The organism is Citrobacter sp. wls716 (assembly GCF_005280975.1).
In the GTDB taxonomy this organism is placed as follows: Bacteria; Pseudomonadota; Gammaproteobacteria; order Enterobacterales; family Enterobacteriaceae; genus Citrobacter; species Citrobacter youngae.
The window spans coordinates 264,425-285,188 of sequence record NZ_SZWX01000024.1; the positions used below are offsets into that span (position 1 = coordinate 264,425).

Annotated in this window: 18 protein-coding genes; 4 read left to right on the forward strand and 14 right to left on the reverse strand. The window is 52.1% G+C overall.

The features are described from left to right. Window position 1: 1 nt before the first annotated feature. From rsxD to blr, 7 genes are all read right to left on the reverse strand, one after another. Window positions 2–1,054 (reverse strand): electron transport complex subunit RsxD, encoded by a 1,053-nt coding sequence (gene rsxD, locus FDX24_RS07680; protein ID WP_101742540.1) that lies wholly within the window; start codon window positions 1,052–1,054, stop codon window positions 2–4. Continuing rightward, window positions 1,055–3,079, reverse strand: a complete 2,025-nt coding sequence (gene rsxC, locus FDX24_RS07685) for an electron transport complex subunit RsxC (protein WP_137364084.1) — start codon at window positions 3,077–3,079, stop codon at window positions 1,055–1,057. Continuing rightward, on the reverse strand, window positions 3,072–3,650 hold the full coding sequence (gene rsxB, locus FDX24_RS07690; RefSeq protein ID WP_005121200.1) for an electron transport complex subunit RsxB: 579 nt from the start codon (window positions 3,648–3,650) through the stop codon (window positions 3,072–3,074). Before rsxB ends, rsxC begins: the two co-directional genes overlap by 8 nt. After that, the gene (rsxA, locus tag FDX24_RS07695) at window positions 3,650–4,231 is read right to left on the reverse strand and encodes an electron transport complex subunit RsxA (RefSeq protein ID WP_005121199.1); all 582 of its coding nucleotides are present in this window, start codon (window positions 4,229–4,231) and stop codon (window positions 3,650–3,652) included. The genes rsxB and rsxA overlap by 1 nt, the downstream gene beginning before the upstream one ends. A 76-nt stretch (window positions 4,232–4,307) precedes the next feature. Beyond that, the gene (locus FDX24_RS07700; protein WP_116361209.1) at window positions 4,308–4,748 is read right to left on the reverse strand and encodes a DUF2569 domain-containing protein; all 441 of its coding nucleotides are present in this window, start codon (window positions 4,746–4,748) and stop codon (window positions 4,308–4,310) included. Window positions 4,749–4,839: 91 nt separating this feature from the next. After that, complete coding sequence (gene ydgT / locus FDX24_RS07705) at window positions 4,840–5,055, reverse strand: transcription modulator YdgT (RefSeq protein ID WP_003832804.1); 216 nt, start codon at window positions 5,053–5,055, stop codon at window positions 4,840–4,842. Window positions 5,056–5,353: 298 nt separating this feature from the next. Then, window positions 5,354–5,479, reverse strand: a complete 126-nt coding sequence (gene blr / locus FDX24_RS07710; RefSeq protein ID WP_040233850.1) for a division septum protein Blr — start codon at window positions 5,477–5,479, stop codon at window positions 5,354–5,356. A gap of 241 nt (window positions 5,480–5,720) precedes the next feature. Here blr and FDX24_RS07715 point away from each other — a divergent pair, with 241 nt between their 5' ends. Then, on the forward strand, window positions 5,721–6,761 hold the full coding sequence (locus tag FDX24_RS07715; RefSeq protein ID WP_048211743.1) for an oxidoreductase: 1,041 nt from the start codon (window positions 5,721–5,723) through the stop codon (window positions 6,759–6,761). A 90-nt stretch (window positions 6,762–6,851) separates the two neighbouring features. Here the strand turns inward: FDX24_RS07715 and add are convergent, their stop codons facing one another. The 3 genes from add to malX all read right to left on the reverse strand — a co-directional run bounded on the left by add (window position 6,852) and on the right by malX (window position 10,729). Beyond that, window positions 6,852–7,853 carry an adenosine deaminase gene (gene add, locus FDX24_RS07720; protein WP_137364085.1) on the reverse strand — a complete coding sequence of 334 codons (1,002 nt, stop codon included), beginning with the start codon at window positions 7,851–7,853 and terminating at the stop codon, window positions 6,852–6,854. A gap of 100 nt (window positions 7,854–7,953) precedes the next feature. Then, window positions 7,954–9,126 (reverse strand): MalY/PatB family protein, encoded by a 1,173-nt coding sequence (locus tag FDX24_RS07725; RefSeq protein ID WP_121584610.1) that lies wholly within the window; start codon window positions 9,124–9,126, stop codon window positions 7,954–7,956. 10 nt (window positions 9,127–9,136) lie between these two features. Further along, entirely contained in the window at window positions 9,137–10,729 is a 1,593-nt protein-coding gene (gene malX, locus FDX24_RS07730) for a maltose/glucose-specific PTS transporter subunit IIBC (protein ID WP_121584611.1), read from the reverse strand. 169 nt (window positions 10,730–10,898) lie between these two features. Between malX and FDX24_RS07735 the strand changes: the two genes are divergently transcribed. Next, window positions 10,899–11,927 (forward strand): Mal regulon transcriptional regulator MalI, encoded by a 1,029-nt coding sequence (locus FDX24_RS07735; protein ID WP_048211739.1) that lies wholly within the window; start codon window positions 10,899–10,901, stop codon window positions 11,925–11,927. Window positions 11,928–11,984: 57 nt separating this feature from the next. Here FDX24_RS07735 and FDX24_RS07740 read toward each other — a convergent pair whose 3' ends face one another. Together FDX24_RS07740 and manA are read right to left on the reverse strand one after the other, a co-directional pair. Further along, complete coding sequence (locus FDX24_RS07740; protein ID WP_137364086.1) at window positions 11,985–13,493, reverse strand: YdgA family protein; 1,509 nt, start codon at window positions 13,491–13,493, stop codon at window positions 11,985–11,987. A gap of 107 nt (window positions 13,494–13,600) precedes the next feature. Further along, the gene (manA, locus tag FDX24_RS07745) at window positions 13,601–14,776 is read right to left on the reverse strand and encodes a mannose-6-phosphate isomerase (RefSeq protein WP_005121190.1); all 1,176 of its coding nucleotides are present in this window, start codon (window positions 14,774–14,776) and stop codon (window positions 13,601–13,603) included. Window positions 14,777–15,039: 263 nt separating this feature from the next. Here manA and fumB point away from each other — a divergent pair, with 263 nt between their 5' ends. Beyond that, a complete protein-coding gene (gene fumB, locus FDX24_RS07750; RefSeq protein WP_048211738.1) occupies window positions 15,040–16,686 on the forward strand; it encodes a class I fumarate hydratase in 1,647 nt (548 codons plus the stop codon). Window positions 16,687–16,827: 141 nt separating this feature from the next. Further along, the gene (fumC, locus tag FDX24_RS07755) at window positions 16,828–18,231 is read left to right on the forward strand and encodes a class II fumarate hydratase (RefSeq protein WP_137364087.1); all 1,404 of its coding nucleotides are present in this window, start codon (window positions 16,828–16,830) and stop codon (window positions 18,229–18,231) included. Here the strand turns inward: fumC and tus are convergent. Both tus and rstB read right to left on the reverse strand, forming a co-directional pair. Continuing rightward, window positions 18,228–19,157: a DNA replication terminus site-binding protein gene (gene tus / locus FDX24_RS07760; RefSeq protein WP_137364088.1), complete on the reverse strand. Its 930-nt coding sequence runs from the start codon at window positions 19,155–19,157 to the stop codon at window positions 18,228–18,230. The two genes, fumC and tus, sit on opposite strands and share 4 nt — an antisense overlap. Window positions 19,158–19,230: 73 nt before the next feature. Further along, window positions 19,231–20,532: a two-component system sensor histidine kinase RstB gene (gene rstB, locus FDX24_RS07765; protein WP_048211735.1), complete on the reverse strand. Its 1,302-nt coding sequence runs from the start codon at window positions 20,530–20,532 to the stop codon at window positions 19,231–19,233. Window positions 20,533–20,764 lie beyond the last annotated feature (232 nt).

Here is a 20,764-nt window from a genome sequence, read left to right on the forward strand (position 1 = left end):
CTTAGCGATGTCCGTACACGCGAGGGCGAGTGTAATAATCAATCAGCGGAACCGTGATATTTGCCAGCAATACGGCAAAAGCCACACCATCAGGATAACCGCCAAAACTACGAATCAGCCAGACCAACAGACCCGCAAGCGCGCCAAAAATCAGGCGACCACGGTTGGTAGTTGATGCCGTAACGGGATCGGTAAGAATAAAGAATGCACCCAGCATGGTGGCGCCGGAAAGCAGGTGCAACTGCGGTGATGCCAGAGAGTCTGGCGAGAAAATCCAGCCTAACGTGGCGCAAACAGCGAGCGATAGCAGGAAGCTCACCGGGATGTGCCAACGAATCGCTTTCTGCCATAACAACACGATGCCGCCCGCCAGCCAGGCAAGGTTAACCCACTGCCAACCCGCGCCCGCGAGCATGCCGCTGTAAATCGGATACTGCATCACCTGTTCAACGGTACGCCCTGCATGTAGTGACGTCTTAAAGGTATCGAGAGGCGTTGCCTGACTGATGCCGTCGATCCCTATACGGAGCGTGTTCATATCGCTGCCGCCAGCGGTATGTCCGGTAAAGATAACGTTTAAAGCATCAAAAAAGCCGGGCACCGTAGCGGCAATTTCATGTGGTGGCAGCCAGCTTGTCATCTGCACCGGGAATGAGATCAACAGCACGACATAACCAATCATTGCCGGATTAAATGGATTCTGCCCAAGACCGCCATACAGCTGCTTGGCAATGATAACGGCGAAGACGGTACCCAGGATCACCATCCACCACGGAGCCAGGGGAGGAATACTGACGGCAAGCAGCAACCCTGTAAGCAGGGCGGAGTTGTCTTTCAGGATCGCGGCAACGGGCTGTTTACGTAGTTTAAGCACGCCCGCTTCGGCGGCGATGGCACTGACCGATGCCAGCACTATCTGGAACAATGTACCCCAGCCGAAGAACCACCATTGAGCGGCAATTCCTGGTAATGCAGCAATCAGAACCAGCATCATGATACGCGATGTCTGACGCTGGTTATGGGTATAAGGGGAGCTAGCTATTCTGAATACCATTTATTCCTCGTTTACAACCTGCTGCTGTGCGGCTTTCTTTGCCTGAGCGCGAGCAATAGCGGCCGCAACGGCGGCTTTACGTGGATCAATCGGCTCGGCTGTTTCCGTTACTGCCTGCTGCTCAAGCTTGCGGGCTTTGGCACGGGCAATTGCGGCTTCGACGGCAGCTTTGCGCGGGTCAATCGGTTCGGTTGTTTCCGTGGCTGCCTGCTGCTCAAGCTTGCGGGCTTTGGCACGGGCAATTGCGGCTTCGACGGCGGCTTTGCGCGGATCAACCGGTTCGGTTGTTTCCGTAGCTGCCTGCTGCTCAAGCTTGCGGGCTTTGGCACGGGCAATTGCGGCTTCGACGGCAGCTTTGCGTGGATCCGCACCCGCTCTGCTGTCCTCATCTTTTGACGGATTATCAGTGCGTGCGGCGCGAGCCTGCGCTTTTCGCGCTTCACGTGCGGCAATCACTGCGCTGTTATCAGGTTTTTCACCCGCCTGAATGACAACCGGCTGCATAGCCTGGGCCTGTTTCTCTTTCACGCGAGCCAGTGCAGCAGCGATGGCATCATGATCTTTCGCTGCAGGTTGTACAGCTGCGTTTTTATGCCGCTCAAGACGCGCTGCTTTTTCACGTTCAAGGCGCGCCTGTCGGGCTTCAAATCGCGCTTTTGCTTCAGCCGCTCGTTTTTCTTCCTGACTAATGGCGTAAATCTCGGCTTTTTCCTGACGGAAATACTGCACCAGGGGAATGTTGCTTGGACATACCCAGGCGCAGGCACCGCATTCAATGCAGTCAGCAATGTTGTGGGTTGTCGCTTTATCATGCTGCTGGCCTTTACTGAACCAGTAAAGTTGCTGCGGCAGAAGATCGGCAGGGCAGGCATCGGCACAGGCGCTACAGCGAATACAGCCTTTTTCTTCCTGCGGTTCACCCATTTCACTGGCAGAAGGCGCAAGCAGGCAGTTGCTGATCTTCACGATGGGAACATCCAGCCAGGGCAGGGTAAAGCCCATCAGCGGACCGCCCATGATCACCATCTGGTCAGCAGAAGGACAGAAACCTGCATCATTGAGCAGGTGACGAACAGGCGTGCCCAATCGCGCCCAAACGTTGCCCGGGCGGCTGACTGCTTCGCCCGTTAGCGTGACCACACGCTCGGTGATTGGCTCGCCGTCAATAACGGCCCGCTTGACAGCATAGGCAGTCCCCACGTTTTGCATCAGCACCCCGATATCGGAGGAACGTCCACCGTGAGGAACCTGTTTCCCGGTCAGGATTTGCGTCAGTTGTTTGGCACCGCCTGACGGGTATTTAGTGGGAATGACTCGTAAACTGATATCGTGAGAATCAGCCAACACTGCGCGCAGCATGGAGATAGCCTGCGGTTTGTTATCTTCAATACCCAGCAGGACTTCGCGCGGTTGAAGAATATGAGCAAGTATGCGGATACCTTCGACCACCTGGGCCGCGCAATCTTGCATTAAGCGGTCATCGGCGGTGATGTAGGGTTCACATTCAGCGGCGTTGATGATCAGTGTTTCAATTTTATCACCGCCACCCTGCAATTTGACGCCGGTTGGAAAACCTGCGCCGCCGAGTCCGGCAACACCGAATTGGTGAATACGGGCTATGAGCTCCTCGCGGCTGCGGGCACGATAATTTGCCCAGCCGTCACGCTCAATCCAGCGATCTTCGCCGTCCGCATCAATGATGACGCTAAGTTCAGCTAAAGCCGAAGGATGCGCGGTAGAGTGCGGGGCAATGGCAACAACGGTGCCGGAGGTCGGGGCGTGTACGGGCAACATTCTGCCGCGCCCACGGGTTAGCGCCTGACCACGCAGCACGGTGTCGCCCACATTGACACACAGTTCACCTTCAGCGCCAATATGCTGCTTCAACGGAATAATAAAGCGCGGAGCCAGCGGAACCTGCCGCAGCGGTGTCCCGTTAGACTGGGTTTTCATTTCAGGTGGGTGAATGCCGCCATCAAAGTCCCAGATTTTATTTTTTCTGAATGCGGAGAATAACTTAAGCATGTTGTTCCACAGGAATGATGCGCACAGGAATAGTGTTTAAATCCCACTTCCAGCTGTCAGGCGTCTCGGCGACCGGGCGTAATTCGATACATTGGGTCGGGCACGGATCAACGCACAAATTGCATCCGGTGCACAGATCGCTCATCACCGTGTGCATGGCACGCGTAGCGCCCACGATGGCATCGACCGGGCAGGCCTGAATGCATTTTGTGCAGCCGATACAGTTATTTTCATCAATCACCGCCAGCATACGAACGGGGGTAGCGTCCTGTTCATCACCATCAATAGGTTGCGGATCGACGTTCAACAGGGTCGCAATTTTTAGCATCACCGCTTCGCCACCAGGGGCGCATCGGTTGATTTTTTCGCCCTGACAGCCAATAGCTTCAGCATAAGGACGGCAGCCCGGATAACCGCACTGCCCACACTGGCTTTGCGGGAGAATTTCATCAATTTTCTCCACGACTGGATCATCCTCGACGGCAAATCGACGAGAGGCATAACCCAAAATAGCGCCGAACGCCAGACCCAGCAGACTCACTGCGGCAACGGCAATCCAGATAGCATTCATTACAACTTCACCAAACCACTAAAGCCCATAAAGGCCAAAGACATTAAACCAGCGGTAATCAGCGCAATCGCATTACCGCGGAAGGGGGCAGGAACGTCTGCCACGGCGAGGCGTTCGCGAATTGCGGCGAACAGAACCATCACCAGTGAGAAGCCGACGGCGGCGGAAAAACCGTACAGCGCCGACTGTAAAAAATTATGCCCGAGGTTGATGTTCAGCAACGCTACACCTAATACCGCGCAGTTAGTGGTGATCAGCGGTAAGAAGATCCCCAGTAGGCGATACAGCGCAGGGCTGGTTTTGCGTACAACCATCTCGGTAAATTGTACCACCACGGCGATGACCAGAATGAAGGCCAGCGTGCGCAGGTAGATGAGATCGAGCGGGATGAGGATCCAGGTGTCAATCAGCCATGCGCAAATGGATGCCAGCGTCATTACAAAGGTCGTGGCGAGGCCCATACCCATTGCGGTTTCCAGTTTTTTGGAAACGCCCATAAAGGGGCATAAGCCCAGAAACTTGACCAGTACAAAGTTATTGACCAGTACAGTTCCGACAAACAGCAGCAGGTAATCAGTCATTTTTCGGCCTGAAATAAAAAAGCCGCCTATTATCTGACAATCTACAACAGGCGACAACAGGTTAACTGTAGGGTTATTACGGGTTCACAAACGTCGTCTTAACGCGTTGCGAGCGTTTGAAATAGGGTACCAGCAGCGCAGCCGCTAACAAAGGGAACAGCAGTTGACGCACGGCAAACGCATCCGGAACAGGTGAAAATGCAAACGCTTTAATTGCCAGTAACACCGAGATCAGCAGCCATATAATATAGTGTTTTGGCACACAGACTCTGCGTTTGAAAAACGCGATGGTCAGCCACAGCGTGTAGTACCACATGGCGATAGCGGTAATAAAGGAGACGCCCCATAGCAGCAAATTCGTCGTACTTTGCTCGCTCAGCGTGTGGAATGTCTGCGGTGTGGCCAACGCAGTGACATACAGCAGTAACGCCAGCGAAGCACTTAACAACGCGACTAACAGCCAGGCCAATGGCCCAAGTAGCCAGCCTCCGATACGTTGTGCCGGTGTTGTAGTCATTTCATCTCCAGGTTTACGCGCGCGAACAGACATGCCGTTCATTTTGGGGCAATTATTATAAAGCTTTTAACGCCAGGCGCTACTGTCTTGTTTATTGCACGTAATGCCAGACGGATTTGGGTACCTGGCCAACATCGAACAGGCGGCCTCCCGAAATGAGCTCGGCACGGCGGTGGTCTGCAGCGCGATACATATTGATAATGTCGCTATCGTCAGTAAGTGTGTAGTTAAGATGATCGAACAATTTTTCCAGACTTTCTAGCGAACTGATTTTGCGGAATTTTAATAAGTAATCCTGAACAGTCATAAAAGGCAATCCATATTAATAAAATAATACTAACGGAGTAGTAAATATTAAAAAACAACCAACGTTGTACAGGTAAACGCGAATTTGCGCGCAAATGTAAGAAGAGTTTTCAACCCTGTGGGAATCCAGGCGCTATTTACGCCTGCGGAAAGGGTAACGCGCTTCACGATCGCAGGCAATACGCGCTGGAGCGGGATGCGGCATAATTCGCTTTTTTTTTGACAAAAAATGATCTTTTACAGCCCTACCCAGCAACCATCGCGGAGTTAACTGCCAGGCTATAACGGGCTGCGTATATTTATTTTTTCTGTACTGCAGCGACGGGTTCCGGTGGTTGGTAGTTGTCAATATGATTGGCAACACCCAACAGGATCACGGAGACCACGAGAACAATCCAACCTGTTAACTCAATAAGACGATTCATTACTGACGACATTTGCTTTGATTTATCCATAAACACAGGTAGCAAATGTTACTTATCAATAAATGATACAGCAAGAGCATTGGGAACGATTTCGATGACTTTTTCGCGGCAAGTTAACTCTAAGTGGCATATGTTTGACTTAAGTTAAGCAACAACCTTTGTAGCGCAAAGGTTATTAAACTATTGTGGCGCTACTATCTATGGTGTGAAATAGGCCAGATCTGAATTGAGAGGCAAAAACATGAGTGACAACATCCGCGTTGGGCTAATCGGTTACGGTTATGCCAGTAAAACTTTCCATGCCCCCCTGATTGTGGGCACTCCGGGTCTGGAACTGGTTGCGGTGTCCAGTAGTGATGAAACAAAAGTGAAGGCGGACTGGCCTTCGGTGGCGGTTGTTACTGAGCCTAAACACCTGTTTAACGATCCGAGTATCGACCTGATTGTGATCCCTACACCCAATGATACACACTTCCCGCTGGCGAAAGCGGCGCTGGAAGCAGGTAAGCATGTGGTTGTTGATAAGCCTTTCACTGTGACACTGTCACAAGCACGCGAGCTGGATGCGCTGGCCAGAAGCGTAGGGCGCCTGCTTTCTGTCTTCCATAACCGTCGCTGGGACAGCGATTTTCTGACGCTGAAAGCCTTGCTGGCTGATGGCGCGTTGGGTGAGGTGGCTTATTTTGAATCTCATTTCGATCGCTTCCGCCCGCAGGTCCGTGACCGCTGGCGTGAACAGGGTGGCCCGGGGAGTGGTATCTGGTATGACTTAGCGCCGCATCTTTTAGATCAGGCAATTAACCTGTTTGGCTTGCCGGTGAGTCTGACGGTCGATCTGGCACAGCTCCGTCCGGGGGCGCAGTCGACAGATTACTTCCATGCCATCCTGACGTATCCGCAGCGTCGGGTGATTCTGCACGGAACGATGCTGGCAGCGGCTGAGTCTGCTCGTTATATCGTTCACGGATCGCGTGGCAGCTATGTGAAGTATGGTCTGGACCCACAAGAGGAACGTCTTAAAAATGGTGAGCGGCTGCCACAGGAAGACTGGGGTTATGACATGCGTGATGGTGTACTGACACGCATGGAAGGTGATGAGCAGGTGGAAGAAACCTGGTTAACCGTGCCAGGTAATTATCCGGCTTACTATGCGGGAATCCGTGATGCGCTGAATGGTAACGGCGAGAACCCGGTTCCAGCCAGACAAGCCATTCAAATCATGGAACTGATTGAGTTGGGCATTGAATCGGCGAAACACCGATCGACGCTGTGCCTTGCCTGATAATGCCAATGTCGGATGTCGAGGCATCTTATCTGGCCTACAATGCAATGTAGGCCAGATAAGCGTTAGCGCCATCCGGCAATAAAACCATTACGCTGCGGCGACTTTCTCACGCAGTGCTTGTTTCTCTTCATTGCTCAGGAACGCCATTTCCAGGCCATTGATTTGCGCCTGGCGAATCTGTTCACGCGTCAATCCTGCAGCCGGAGCGGCTACGGTGTATTCGTGAATAATATCCACACCCTGAACCGCCGGGTCGTCCGTATTCAGACTGGCCAGTACACCGTGTTCAAGGAATGTTTTCAGCGGATGCGTCGTCAGTGAGGTGACGGTACTGGTTTGAATATTCGATGTCAGGCAGGATTCAATGCCGATGCGCTGCTCGGCGAGAAAATCCATCAGGGCGCGATCTTCGACGGCTTTTACGCCGTGGCCAATACGTTCTGCTCCCAGTTCTCTGATAGCTTGCCAGATGCTTTCCGGGCCTGCCGCTTCACCTGCATGAACCGTGATATGCCAGCCAGCGTCGCGTGCACGGTTGAAATGGGACAGGAACAAACTGCCCGGGAAACCGAGTTCATCGCCGGCCAAATCCAGTGCGGTGATGTGATCACGATGCGCTAACAGTGCATCCAGTTCCTGCAAACAGGCAGCTTCGCCGAAAGTACGGCTCATAATTCCAATTAAGCGAGCTTCAACGCCGAACGTTTTACAGCCTTCGCGTACGCCTGCAATAACGGCTTCAACCACACCTGCAACGGGGAGTTGATGGGCCATCGCCATATAGCCTGGGGAAAAACGTAGTTCAACGTAATGCAGACCATTACGTGCGGCATCCTCAATATTCTCAAATGCGACGCGGCGACAGGCATCCAGCGAGGCCAGCACTTTGACACCCCAGTCAAGCTTTGACAAAAAACTGACCAAATCAGGCTCAGTTGACGTTACCTGCACGTGAGGGATCAGCATTTCAAGTGTTTGAGCAGGAAGCGTTAAATTAAACTGACGACCAAGATCCAGGATCGTTTGGGCACGGATGTTCCCATCAAGGTGGCGATGGACGTCGGTTAAAGGAAGGGAAGTATCAATCATGGTCGCACTCATGTTTTTAGGTAAAGTGCGCAGTATTATAAGAATAAATCGGGATAAAAATCTATGTTGCGCAATGATTAATTTCATTGCGCAACTTTAGTTAGCGAAGAGAGCGCAGGGCGTTAATTAATCCCTGAACACCTTTCTCAAGTTTTGAGCGGGGGCATCCGGTATTCAGGCGTACAAAACCGCATCCTTCCTCTCCGTAGGTCGAACCTGGCATGATCGCCACTTTTTGCTGGTGGATAAGCGCATTTTGTAACGCCTGGTCATCAACCCTGAGCGGACGTAAATCTATCCAGGCCAGATAGGTGGATTGCGGGATCTGCCAGTTAAGTTCAGGGAACGCGGTATTAAGTTCATCAGCAACGTAATGCAGGTTGCCGGCAAGATAATCCCGTAAGGCATCCAACCAGCGCTCACCTTGCTGATAGGCGGCAATATGTGCGGTGAGTGCCAGCACCGCAGGAGAAGACAATCCATCGCGTCCCTTTAGCGCACTGAGATAATCGTTGCGACTATTGGCGTCTTCGATGATCCCATACGCTCCGGTTAATGCCGGGATATTGAAGCTCTTGGAGCCGGAGGTGAGTAGCGCCCAGTCGCCGCGTGCGACATTGATCCACGGGATATGCGGTTGCTCTCCCCAAACCATATCCATATGGATTTCATCGGAAATGACGTTGACACCATGTCGCTGGCATAAATCAGCCATGGTTTCCAGTTCCTCGTGCGTCCACACTTTGCCCGTTGGATTTTGTGGGCTACACAGCAGAAGAATTTTACTCTCTGGCCGTGAGAGAGCTGCTTCCAGCTTTGCCATGTCGCAATACCAACCGTCGCTCCGCTTTTCCAGACCGACGGGGAGCACTGTGCGCTGGTTGCCCTCGATGGCCTTGTAGAATGCATCGTAAGCTGGCGTATGGACAACTACCGCGTCGCCAGCAGACGACCACTGGCGGATGAGTTCTGAGACCATATAGATAACTGAGGGGCCATATACCAGCGATTGAGGATCGATCCGGGTATTGTGACGAGTTAGAAACCAGTGGCTAATGGCCGCCAAAAACTCGTCATTTTTCCAGCGGCTGTATCCTAATACACCGTGTGACAGGCGCTGTGTCAGCGCCTCCAGAATGCAAGGGGCCGTAGCAAAATCCATATCAGAGATGGTGAACGGCAGCAGATCGGCAGTGCCAAAACGGTCGGCAACGTAATCCCACTGAGTACACCAGGTACCATGCCTGTCCACAACCTTTGAAAAATCAAACATGTCGTTGTCCTCACGCCTGTACGGTGTTCATCAGAACTGCGATTTCGTCTTTCACTGACTGGACCTGCGGGCCAATAACGACCTGAAGGTTATGCTGATTGAGCTGTACCACGCCAATGGCCCGGTTGTCTTTCAGTGCCTGGACATTTACGCGTGACATATCTTTGACCGACAAGCGCAAACGCGTAATGCAGTTATCCAGACTAACGATATTCTCCGCGCCACCCAATGCCGCCAGAATTGCCGGGACATTGTAGCCAGATTTACCGGGTGTGCCTGCCATCACTTTCTCGATATTGCTGGCAATTTCGACATCACGGCCCGGTGTCTTCAGATTAAAGCGGGTGATCGCGAAGCGGAAGATAACGTAGTACACCGCAAACCAGATGGCCGCGACAACAGGGACCAGATACCACTTGGTGGACAACCCGTGCAGGATCCCGAACACCACGAAGTCAATCAGGTTACCGTCTGTGTTGCCGATAGTTACACCGAGCACCGCCATCACGGTAAAGCCGAGGCCGGTCAATAAGGCGTGGATCACGTACAGAACTGGGGCAACAAACAAGAACAAGAATTCCAGTGGTTCGGTGGTACCGCCAATGACGCAGGCAATCAGACCAGAAATTAATAACCCTTTAATTTTATGTCGATTCTCAGGACGAGCACAGTGATACATCGCTAATGCTGCACCCGGCAAACCACCGAGGAACGCCGGCATTTTGCCCTGAGACAGGAAGCGGGTTGCGCTTTCAGAGAAGCCTTGCGTTGTCGGGCAGCTCAGCTGCGCCTGGAAAATAGTCAATGCGCCACTGACGCTATGACCACACACTTCCTGGGTACCGCCCGCTTCAGTAAAACGAATGAGGGCCACCAGAATATGGTGCAGGCCAAAAGGCAGCAGCAGGCGTTCGCCGGTACCAAACAGCATCGGACCAAATTCACCTGCGCTGTTGATGATATTGCCGAGCCCGGTAATACCCATCGCAAATACAGGCCAGATCAGAGGGATAACTAATCCAACCAGTCCCATGACCAGTGAAGAGATGATGGGGACAAAACGGGTGCCGCCGAAGAAAGCCAATGCGTCCGGCAGACGGATATTGTGGAAGCGTTCATGCAGCATCCAGACAATGATCCCAGCGATGACGGCACCGAGGATCCCGGTGTCGATCGACTGGATCCCCAGGATGTTTTGGATGTTATTGGCCTTCAGGATTGCTGCATCAGTGGTAGGTAAAATCCCTTTCGCCGTCAACCAGAAGTTAACGGCAAGGTTCATGACTGCATAACCAACAAACCCGCCAAATGCCGCCACACCTTTGTTCTCGCGCGCCAGACCGAGAGGAATAGCAATACAAAACATCACGGGTAAGAAACTAAAGGCGAAAGAGCCGACTTTACTCATCCAGGTAAAAAGAGCCTGAAGCACCGGGTTACCCAATGCGGGGATCAGCGTTAAGACATCATGACTGCTTAATGAACTGCCGATCCCCAACATGATCCCGCAGAAGGAGAGCAGAGCCACGGGCAACATAAAGGTTTTGCCCAACTGCTGGAAAAATTCCCATAACGTTATTTTTGGTGTGGTTCTCGTCGTCATCTAACGACTCCTCGTGAAAGCTCGGTGACTAATGATGGCGAGAAGATAAAACGTTTTACCTAATTTTAGTGCGGTATAAATCACATTATCGAATGATAATACGGCGTATAACTATAACCGATTGATAAAACGTTTTATCCGTCACGTTATCAGGGAGTTTTCTGTTTTTATGGCTATAGCCAAAAAAATAACCATTCATGATGTTGCGCTGGCTGCCGGGGTTTCGGTCAGTACAGTCTCATTGGTGCTTAGTGGAAAAGGGCGTATCTCATCCGCAACCGGGGAGCGGGTAAACGCAGCCATTGAGCAGTTGGGGTTCGTACGTAATCGTCAGGCATCGGTGCTGCGTGGCGGTCAGAGTGGTGTGGTCGGGCTGATTGTGCGCGATCTGTCTGCGCCATTTTATGCTGAACTGACGGCAGGCCTGACGGAAGCATTAGAAGCACAGGGTCGGATGGTCTTTCTTTTACACGGCGGCAAAGACGGTGAGCAATTGGCTCAGCGTTTTGCGATGCTACTTAATCAGGGCGTGGATGGCGTAGTCATTGCAGGTGCAGCTGATAGCAGTGATGCGCTGCGACAACTGGCTGAAGAAAAAGGGATTCCGGTCGTATTTGCCTCACGAGCCAGTTACCTGGATGACGTCGACACGGTACGACCCGACAACATGCAGGCAGCGCAATTGTTGGTTGAGCATCTCATTCGGCACGGTCACCAGCGAATCGCGTGGCTGGGGGGGCAGAGTTCTTCTTTAACCCGCGCAGAGCGTGTCGGCGGCTATTGTGCGACGCTGCTAAAATATGGTTTACCGTTTCATAGTGATTGGGTTCTGGAGTGTTCATCCAGTCAAAAGCAGGCTGCCGAAGCCGTTGCTGCACTGTTACGCCGCAACCCGACGATCAGCGCCGTAGTGTGTTACAACGAAACCATCGCTGTTGGTGCCTGGTTTGGTTTGATGAGAGCGGGGCGTCAGAGCGGCGAAATTGGCGTCGATCGCTATTTTGAACAGCAAGTCTCACTGGCCGGATTTGCGGATGTGGCGGAAAACGCGCTGGATGACATTCCCATTATCTGGGCCAGTACCCCGGCACGCGAAATGGGTTATACCCTGGCTGAACGTATACTGCAGCGCATTGGTAATGATGACAGCCATTCCCGCAATCTGACGCTTTCCGCCCGACTGGTCACGCAGAAGTAGCTTGCCGAAGATCAAAAGCCCGATAAGCGGTATTATCGGGCCTGGTTCAGAGAAGAATTACTGTTGTGGAACTGCCGGAGCATCCGGTTCGCCAAGGGTCGGCATACCGAACATACCAACAAACTCATCCAGCGGCATCTTCTGCCCGTTGAGCGTTACCTGGCCATTGGTGTACTGCAGGCTGGAGCCGATAGTGTTGTCCTGCATCGTGGTAATGCGGAACATCTGCCCCATCGCAGCCATGCCATTGACCTGCTGTTTAGCCAGCTCCGCGGCTTGCTCCTGCTGATAGCCCTCAATTTTGGCTATCTGTGTCATGAACTCAGTCGCCATATCCACAGGAATAGTCAGCTTCGCGTCCAGTGATTTGACTGAACGATCCACTTCCTGAGCCAGCGTTTGTGGCTCTTCTTTGGTCGCGGTTGGATCTTTGAGCAGCAGCGACAGATTAAACGTCGTTTCGCCTTTCGCATTTTTCCAGCTTAACGGCGCAATGGTGATTACTGGTTCACCTTTCATCAGAATGGGCAGCGCATTAAAGAACGCTTCCGTGACTTTCTGCTGATACAGCTCTGGGTTTTGGACGACGTCAATCTGCGACATTAGCGCCTTGGTTTGGGCACTGTACTGCTGGCTGAACTGATGCAGGGCTTCACCGTCAATCTGACCCACTTTCAGCGTTAGCTTACCGCTACCCAAATCCTGACCCTGTAATTTAAGGCTGTTCAAGGTGTAATCCAACTGACTGTTCACGGTTTTTCCGTCGTTAATCAGATCGGATTTACCATCAATTCCCATTCCTTCGAGCACGGCCAGTTCTTTGCCTTCGACCGATATCGACAGCTTATCGAGAGACAGCTTCTGGTCGCCGATGCGTTCACCAAAACTGGCGATACTGCTGGACCCTTCGGTTGTCAGGTTATTAAAGGTAATTTGCACCTTCTGATCGTATTCGTTGACTGCATTAACCTGACCGCTTTGCGCAGTGCCCGTCAGGGAAACCGCGTTACCGTCTTTATCTGCGGTGAACTGGAATTCCCCACCGCTGAAGGCCACTTTTTCGTCGCCTTTCTCGTAGTTCAACGGTTTAAGGGAAAGATCGGAACGGGTGTCGCCACTATAGCTAATACGGGAGTTGATGACGAAAGGAGACTCGCCTTTGGCTATATCAAACAATGACTTAGTGACATCGTTATTCACCAGTGTTGTTCTCACCGAAGCCATAGCAGGAATGAGGTTCAATGACTTAAGCTGGGTTAACGGGAAGGGGCCGTGATCCACCGTTTCATCCAAAACGATAGTTTGGCCTGCTTTCAGCCATGCGTTTTCCTGTCCGGCGATGGGCTTCACTACCAGTTGCAGTTGGCTATTGAACACGCCGCGCTGGTAGTTTTGATAACTCAGTTCAATTCCTGCCTCAGGTGAGTAGCGTTTGATCTGATCATTTGCCTGCGTCACCATCTCAGCGAGATGCGTTTCCAGTTTCTTTCCGGTGTACCAGGCGCCGCCCGTCCAGACGATACCCAGCGCAACCACCACACCCGCAGCTACCAGCGATTTTTTCATTTCGATATCCATAAAATAAAACCAGGCGTTTGAAGACGCCTGGAGGAGTGACATGTTTTTAACTCTCTACTAGCTTAGCAAGAGTTGTCAAAAATATCAGTATCTTGCTAGAGCTTGTTGTAAACACGCGCTAAACGGCCGACGCCGCTGACACTTATTGGCGATTCATTCGCACTAATAAATGCGGATTCACCCGGTTTTAGTACCAGACGTTGATCGCCTTTACTCAGTAGCGCTTCACCTTCGATGCAGAACAAAATCGCCGCACTGTGCTGGCTAATTACGGCTTCTCCGGCAGACAGTTCATGCAGGGAGAAGGCGAAATCATCAACCGGGATCGGGAAGTCGAGTTCACCACCGGTTTTGACCGGCGTGGTCAACAGTTGGTTCGCCGGTTTTGCGACAAATTTAACGTTGGCCACCAGCTCCGGAATATCGATATATTTCGGTGTCAGCCCTGCACGCAGCACGTTATCTGAGTTTGCCATGACCTCAAGTGCCACACCTTGCAGATAGGCGTGCGGCGTTTCGGCGAACAGGAACATCGCTTCGCCAGGATTTAGCTTCACCACATTCAGCAGCAGTGGGGAGAAAAGACCGCTGTCGTTCGGGTAGACATCAGCGATAAGGCGAATAGTCTGCCACGGTTCGCCTTGCTGGCTGTTAAGGGCTGATTTCAGTATTGCCAGTGCATGCGATTTTTCCTGGTCCTGCATATTTAACAGGCTGGCGAAAAGGTAGCTCAGGCGTTCGGCACCGGGTTCCTGCAAAAAGTGAGCAATGGCAGGATGTGCGCCCGCAACCGGTTGTAACAACGCAACGATGTCAGAGAACTCGCGAAACGCATTCATCGCCAGGAATGGCGTCAGGGCAAAAACCAGTTCTGGCTTGTGGTTCGGATCTTTGTAGTTACGCTCAGCGGCATCCATCGGGATCCCGGCAGCGTTTTCTTTGGCGAAACCTATCTCAGAGTTGTGTTTGTTTGGATGGACCTGAATAGAAAGGGGTTGAGCGGCGCAGAGCACTTTAAACAGGAAGGGCAGTTCGCCAAAGCGTTTTGCTACCGCATCGCCCAACAGTGCGGATTTATCGTGCTCGATAACATCGCGCAGAGCAACGGGTTGGCCATCGGCCCCTTGAACCTGAGAGCTGCTTTTCGGATGAGCACCCATCCACAGCTCGGCCATTGGCTGCTGGGTTGGGTTGGCAATGCCATAAAGTTCCGTTAACGCAGTTTTACTTCCCCAGGCGTAGTGTTGCACTGAGTTGATCAGTTTTTGCATTATCAATGCCCTGTTTCAATGTTGAAAAATCTCTGGCTATTAAACCAAGAAACCCCGGTCGAAGTAACCTGCACGTGCAAAAAGTCGTACTAGTCTCAGTTTTTGTTAAAAAATTGTGTAGGATATGGTGACTCGCTTTTAATACCCTGAGTAATTCTGGTTGCAGAAAGCCATATCTTCTACAACCCGATCTGCGGCAGGGAAGCAGGGCAATGGAACATCTGCCCAGAGAATAACCAGACCGAGCAGTAAGTGAGAGCACAATGTCAAACAAACCCTTTCATTATCAGCATCCTTTTCCCCTCAAAAAGGATGATACCGAATACTATCTGCTGACCAGCGACCATGTTTCCGTTGCCGAATTTGAAGGGCAGGAGATTGTCAAAGTTGCGCCTGAGGCTTTAACTTTGCTGGCTCGCCAGGCGTTTCATGACGCATCGTTTATGCTGCGTCCTGCTCATCAGCAGCAGGTTGCAGACATTCTGCGTGATCCGGATGCCAGCGAAAACGATAAATATGTCGCCCTGCAATTCCTGCGTAACTCTGATATCGCGGCAAAGGGCATTCTGCCGACATGTCAGGACACCGGCACAGCGATTATCGTGGGTAAAAAAGGACAGCGTGTCTGGACTGGCGGCGGTGACGAAGCGGCGCTGGCGCGTGGGGTTTATAACACCTACATCGAAGATAACCTGCGCTATTCACAAAACGCCGCGCTGGATATGTACAAAGAGGTGAACACCGGTACCAATCTGCCAGCACAGATTGACTTGTATACCGTCGACGGCGATGAATATAAATTCCTGTGTATTGCCAAAGGCGGCGGTTCGGCGAACAAAACCTATCTGTACCAGGAAACCAAAGCGCTGCTCACGCCAGGCAAATTAAAAAATTACCTGGTGGAGAAGATGCGTACGCTGGGAACAGCAGCTTGCCCGCCGTACCACATCGCGTTTGTGATCGGTGGAACATCCGCAGAAGCCACGCTGAAAACGGTGAAACTGGCGTCGGCGAAATACTATGATGAGCTGCCGACCGAAGGTAACGAACATGGCCAGGCATTCCGTGATGTGGTGCTGGAAAAAGAGCTGCTGATTGAGGCACAGAATTTAGGGCTGGGCGCGCAGTTTGGCGGAAAGTACTTTGCTCATGATATCCGTGTAATCCGCCTGCCGCGTCACGGCGCGTCGTGTCCGGTCGGTATGGGGGTCTCTTGCTCTGCTGACCGTAATATCAAAGCCAAAATCAACCGTGAAGGGATCTGGATTGAGAAGCTCGAACACAATCCTGGCAAATATATCCCGGAAGAACTGCGTCAGGCAGGCGAAGGTGAAGCCGTGCGTGTCGACCTGAACCGTCCGATGAAGGATATCCTGGCACAGTTGTCGCAATATCCGGTTTCTACCCGCTTGTCGCTGAATGGTACGATCATCGTTGGACGTGACATAGCGCATGCGAAACTGAAAGAACGTCTGGATAACGGCGAAAGTTTGCCGCAGTATGTTAAAGATCACCCAATCTATTACGCCGGACCGGCAAAAACGCCGGAAGGTTATGCATCTGGCTCGCTTGGTCCAACCACTGCCGGACGTATGGACTCGTATGTTGACCAGCTTCAGGCCGCGGGCGGGAGTATGATCATGCTGGCAAAAGGAAACCGCAGCCAGCAGGTTACTGACGCTTGCCATAAACATGGCGGTTTCTACTTAGGCAGCATTGGTGGGCCAGCGGCCGTGCTGGCTCAGGGCAGTATCAAGAGTCTGGAGTGCGTGGAATATCCCGAACTGGGGATGGAAGCCATCTGGAAAATTGAAGTGGAAGATTTCCCGGCGTTTATCCTGGTGGATGACAAAGGGAACGATTTCTTCCAGCAAATTCAGACGTCGCAGTGCGCACGCTGCGTTAAGTAACGTCAGCCGCCCTACGGGGCGGTTTTTTTTACCGCACGAACCACCAAACGACAGTTTTTTCCTCGTTAATACTCATAAGACCAATGCAAGTGGGCAATGTCGAAACATAACCTAATCAATCGTTAATATAAGGAGCAGGTAATGGTAACGGTACGCCGCGAGAATGATTCAATGGGTGCGATCGATGTCCCGGCCGATAAACTCTGGGGCGCGCAAACGCAACGATCGCTGGAGCATTTTCGCATTTCAACAGAGAAAATGCCGGTTTCGCTGATCCACGCGTTGGCGCTGACTAAACGGGCCGCTGCGAAGGTTAACCAGGATTTGGGGTTGCTGGCTGCGGAAAAAGCCTCCGCCATCATGCAGGCTGCAGACGAGGTTCTGGCAGACAAACATCGTGATGAGTTTCCGCTGGCTATCTGGCAGACCGGCTCCGGCACGCAAAGCAATATGAATATGAATGAGGTGCTGGCAAACCGGGCCAGCGAATTGTTGGGCGGCGTGCGGGGGATGGAGCGAAAAATACATCCGAACGATGACGTCAACAAAAGCCAAAGTTCAAATGATGTTTTTCCCACAGCAATGCATGTCGCCGCGCTGTTGGCTTTGCGTGAGCATCTGATCCCTCAACTGAATGTGTTGACCACCACGTTACGTGAAAAATCGCATGCCTTCGCCGACATTGTCAAAATCGGCAGAACCCATTTACAGGATGCGACGCCCCTGACGCTGGGTCAGGAAATCTCAGGCTGGGTGGCCATGCTGGAACATAACCTGAAGCATATTGAACATAGTCTGCCACACGTTGCTGAACTGGCGTTGGGCGGTACGGCGGTAGGGACCGGGCTGAACACCCACCCGGAATATGCCGAGCGGGTTGCGGATGAACTGGCTGTGTTGACCTCTGCACCTTTTGTCACCGCGCCGAATAAATTCGAAGCGCTCGCCACCTGCGATGCCCTGGTTCATGCTCACGGCGCGCTAAAAGGCCTGGCTGCATCGCTGATGAAAATCGCCAATGATGTACGCTGGCTGGCATCCGGTCCGCGCTGCGGCATTGGCGAAATTTCTATTCCTGAAAATGAGCCGGGCAGTTCCATCATGCCGGGTAAGGTTAACCCGACACAATGTGAAGCCCTGACTATGCTGTGCTGTCAGGTTATGGGTAACGATGTTGCCGTTAATATCGGCGGGGCGTCAGGGAATTTTGAACTGAACGTCTATCGCCCGATGGTTATCCACAACTTCCTGCAATCGGTTCGCCTGTTGGCTGATGGTATGGAAAGCTTCAACGAACACTGTGCGACAGGGATCGAGCCAAATCGTGAACGCATTGATCAGCTGCTCAACGAATCACTGATGCTGGTAACCGCGCTAAACACCCATATCGGTTACGATAAAGCGGCTGAGATTGCTAAAAAGGCGCATAAAGAAGGACTGACCTTAAAAGCGTCAGCCCTGGCGCTGGGATATTTAACCGAGGTCGAATTCGACAGTTGGGTCCGCCCGGAACTGATGGTCGGTAGCATACGACCGGGTCGTTAATCCGCTACATACAGGTGCAGCCGTGGGATAATCAGTCTTAACGGTTGTGCCTGAGGTTTAAAACGGTGCTGAACATTGTCAGCATCGTAGTTCAGTAATCCTCCGATATCCGGCACCGTCATGCCGTTTTCGTTATTTACTAGCGCAATTAATGGCGTCGGGCAGGCATATTGCACCTGTTTTTGCTGCCCTTTGTACCAGACTCGGGCGATGGGTTGTACTTTGACCGGGCGTTTGATCTTCAATTTTGCCTGCTGTGGCAGGGCAGCAATGTCCTGGTATTCATGCTCAAGCCTGGCCTGCCACTCTTCGCGTGTCCACGGATGTACGCTGCGTGGTGATGTCAGGCTCTTTTCCAGTTGTTGCAGTACCTCATCACGTGTCAGGTTCTTAATAATATGCTTGTTGGCCCAGCCAAATCGCAGGGTAGCCGGATTTCTGACGACCGTTAGCGTCCGATAGGCGTTCAACGTAATCAGCCCCGGTAGGTGGCGGTGCACCCATTCAAAACGCGCCGCCGATGGCAGACCAGAATCTACGGTGACAATACGCTCAAAGGTGGTTTTAAGCTGATTAATACGTTGTATTTGCTCTTCCAGCACGACTTGTGTGCCGGTATTCACCTGATAGCAGAGTACCCCCGGCAGGCGGACAGCCGCCTTGCTGCTGCGATTCTCGGACTGCTGTTGAATAAACAGGTGGCGAAAGTGGCGTAGTGCCAGGGTTTCCGCCTCTTTACCCAAGTGCTGTTTAACGTCGATGGTTTCCAGTGGCGCGTGTTCTGCCTCTTTCACCACTTCCGGCAACGAGAACACGCGAGCAATTAGCAGCGTCTGCTGTTGCAATTGCCCAGTGAGGTGTGCCAGTTCTTGTTCCATCTGGCGAAAGGTTCCGTTTAAGCGTTCGACAAGATCATAGCGAGACATAGGCTTACCATTTTAGTTACAACATACTTTTTTATAGCACAAGACACTCAACCTGACCACCGAGCGGTGTAAGTCAGGCAGCTGAAAATTCAGGTATGTTATGCCAGACAGGCCAACTGAAGGAGAAGCGGGCACCACCGAGTTCACTTTCACCACAGACCACAGTACCGCCCATAGCCAGAGCAATGGAGTGGACGATGGCGAGGCCAAGTCCGCAGCCACCTGTCGCCCGGTCACGGCTGGGGTCCAGACGAACGAACGGTTCAAAAATCTGCTCGCGCGCAGCTGGCGCGATGCCGGGTCCATCATCTTCGACGATAAGCGTTGCCTGACTCCCATTGAGTTGCAGGCTGGCTTGCACAGTAGACTGGCAGTAACGCAGAGCGTTGTTTAACAAATTATCCAGCACACGCTCCATCAAACGCATATCCAGTGCGCCGTAGTCTCCGATTTGAAGATGGCGCAGGCGTACCGCACGATCGGGATTGACGCTTTGTACATCTTCCAGATGGGTTGTTAGCCACATAGGCAGGTCCGGGACACTGAGTTTTAGCTCATTTTGCGGCCGATCCAGACGAGCATAGGTGAGCAATTCTTCAATTAACGCTTCCAGTTGACCAATATCGCGGTTTAGCGCCTGCGATTCCTGCTCGGTGAGGTTATCGCTCATTTCCAGGCGGTAACGCAATCGCACCAGCGGTGTGCGAAGCTCATGGGCAATGCCGTCAATCAGCTGTTTTTTACTGGCAATCAGGGCATTGATATTGTCTGCCATTTGGTTAAACGCCACGCCCAGGCGCTCAAAGCTTGATCCGCTGTCAAAGTGCAACCGCTCATTAAGATGCCCTTCACCAAAACGCTGCGCAGCGGCCTCCAGTCTGAGCATCTCTTGCCAGTGTGGGCGCATCCAGATCAGCACAGGGAAGGCCAATGAAATAGCAATGAAGGCCATCAGCGCGACGTCCAGCAAGCGCATCTGGTGCAGGAAATAGAGATAAGGTACCGGGCCGACGGCTAGTACATAGTGGCTTCGTGGAATTCGTTGAATAAAGGTGTACTGATCGTCGAGCGCAACGATATCACCTTCCCGTAAGCGCTGCATGGTGGGAGCATCCAGATGGTATTTATTCAACGGTTCTACGCGAAGATCAAAAGACAGATTTAAATCCATCTCTTTCAGGGTTTTCCCCCAGTCACGCGGCGGGATTTCGCGTAATTCGCTGCGCATCAGATACAACGAGCTTTTCATCAAGTCGTCGAGCGACTGTCTGCCCGCACGTTCTGCGGTGAATTTGTACACCAGGCCAACCAGCAGGGTCATCACCAGAAAACAGACAAACAATAAGAGATAAAACTGCACAAACAGCTTTTTCATGAAAAATCACTCAATGTTCAATATGTTAGCTATTGCGCGTTTCCCTCTGGGGCACCAGGGGACACTGTTGTATCCGCTGATGCGCTGGTTCAGAAAGGCTATTTGATCACCATCAAGCGCGTTTATCCAGGCAGAGTACACTGTATAAACCATTTCTGCATTCTCATGACCCATCTGATTTGCAATAAACGCAGAGTTGGCTCCAGCGGAGAGCATCCAGCATGCATAAGTA